This window comes from Mycoplasma marinum, assembly GCF_004335975.1.
GTDB classification, from domain to species: domain Bacteria; phylum Bacillota_I; class Bacilli_A; order Mycoplasmatales; family Metamycoplasmataceae; genus Mycoplasma_K; species Mycoplasma_K marinum.
On sequence record NZ_PSZO01000055.1, the window covers coordinates 1 to 2,133 of the forward strand.

At 29.9% G+C, this 2,133-nt stretch carries 3 protein-coding genes; 2 read left to right on the top strand and 1 reads right to left on the bottom strand.

The genetic code is table 4. The features are described from left to right. Window positions 1–844, top strand: an 844-nt coding sequence (locus C4B24_RS05035) for a hypothetical protein (RefSeq protein WP_168388367.1), incomplete at its 5' end; no start/stop codon positions are given. 439 nt (window positions 845–1,283) lie between these two features. Here C4B24_RS05035 and C4B24_RS04615 read toward each other — a convergent pair. After that, window positions 1,284–1,451, bottom strand: a complete 168-nt coding sequence (locus C4B24_RS04615; RefSeq protein ID WP_168388368.1) for a hypothetical protein — start codon at window positions 1,449–1,451, stop codon at window positions 1,284–1,286. A gap of 16 nt (window positions 1,452–1,467) precedes the next feature. Here C4B24_RS04615 and C4B24_RS04620 point away from each other — a divergent pair. Then, window positions 1,468–2,133: hypothetical protein (locus C4B24_RS04620; RefSeq protein WP_131599607.1), on the top strand; the 666-nt coding region annotated here is incomplete at its 3' end.

The following is a 2,133-nucleotide window of genomic DNA, read 5'->3' on the forward strand; positions in this document are numbered from 1 at the left end:
AGACCTTATTAATAAAGCAATTAAAAAAGCTTCTCCTTTTGATGGAACAACAGATCCAAAAACTTATAAATTCCCTAAAAAAGTTTCTGTTGTACTTAGTAAAAAAGTTATAATCAATGTTGCCTTAACACCCGGTACAATTGATGCAAAATATGGAACAATAGCATGAGCAGCGATTGGTTCGAATGCACACGGTTCTAAAACACAATCTCTAGTTGGTACATTAAGAGGATTTGATGGACCTCTTTCAACACAAAAGAAAATTACGGATGCTGCATTAGATAAACTTGCAAAAAATCCAAAACTAGTTTCTGACGCTATTAAAAAAGCTCAAAATATTGATAATAAAACAGATCCTGATGGGCACGTACTTCCAAAAGAAATTACTATTCCTGTTGATGGAGTTAATATTAAAGTAAAAATCACACAACCAAATCCAGATCAAAAAGATACTGATAAAGGTATTATTAAATGAACAGGAGTTGCCACTGGGCCACACACTGATAAAAAAGTTAACTTAAAAGATCAAATTGATGGTTTAAAAACTAAAAAAGATAAGGAAAAAGAAGCATTCTTGAATGGTGCTAAAACAATTGATGGCGATAAAATTAATGATGCAATTAAAAAAGCTATTGAAAAACAAACTGGTAAGAAAATTAATGAATTAGAACCAAAAGATGTAACACTTCCTGGAAAAATTCAAATTCCTATTGGCGGCGGAAAAGAAATTGAAGTTCAAATTAAACCAGGTAATAAAAATGCTGATAAAGGTTCGATTGACTGAACAGGAACTGTTGTAGTACCAGGTCAAGACCCCACGCTAAGGTTATTAAAGATAGCTTAGATGGATTTAAAACAAAAAAACAAAAATTAGATGAAGCCAAAGAATCAGCTCTTGCAAAATTAACTGTAAAAGATATTAATGATGCACTTAAAAAAGCGGAAGATTTTGACGAATCAACTGACCCTAAACTTTATAACTTTAATACAAGTTTATCAATAAAAATTGATGGATTTGATATTGATGTTGTCTTAACAAAAGGAACAGTTGATTCAGATAAAGGTTTAATTTCATGAACATTAAATAAAGCATCTATTGCTGGTATTTCAAAATCAAGACAAGATCTACTTGGAGACTTAAAAGGTTTTGCTTCAATTATAAAACAAAATATTGCAAGAGATAAAGGGGTTATTTCTTCAATTACACCAAAAGATATTAATGACGCTATTAAAAAAACTAATCCATTAATTGATAAGGGTGGCGATAAAAAAGATATTGGAAATTATATAATTCCTCCAAAAGTTATTATTACTAAAAAAGCTTCTGATGGGAAAGATGTTAGTGTTACTATTGTTTTAAAGCCAGGTAAAAAAGATACAAAAACCGGAGAAATTAGTTGAACTGGTAAACCACATACAAGTCATGTTCCATTTGATGATAAAAAAGACAAAGCAATTAGTGATAAATTGCCTGGTTTTGAAACTGACAAAGAAAAACAAGATAAAGCTGATCTAGCAATTTTAAACAAAATTACAACGAAAGATATCAATGATGCAATTAAAGTTGCTAATCCATTCACCAACGCTGATTTATCCAGTACTTTCGTATTACCTTTAAAAGTCACTATAACAATTGATGGCAATCCAATTTCAGTAACATTAGTAAATAAATCTCATAATAATAATTTGGGTCAAGTTACTTATGATGCAAAAGCTACTCTAGGTTCTAAATCAAGAGCATTTTCAAAAGTAATTTTAGGAGGATTTAAATTAGGTTGAACACCACAAGAAAAATTGGAAAAAATTAAAGATGCAATTAAAAACTTCACAATCAAGGATAAAACATTTGACTCTAAAATGCCAAATACCGATCCACATAATGTTACAACTTCACAAATTAACAAATTAATTGATACAAATGTCGCTCTTGTCAAAAAATACAATCCACAACACATAGATAAAATTATTAGTGTTGGAGATGGTGTAGTTACTATTGAATCTTCATTTACAATTACCGGTGCAAAAGGAGAAGCAAAAGCTACTTTTACAATTACTGGTTTCAAATCAGATCAAGCTATTTTAGAAGACAACTTAATATCTTCTTTAACAGAAGACCTTATTAATAAAGCAATT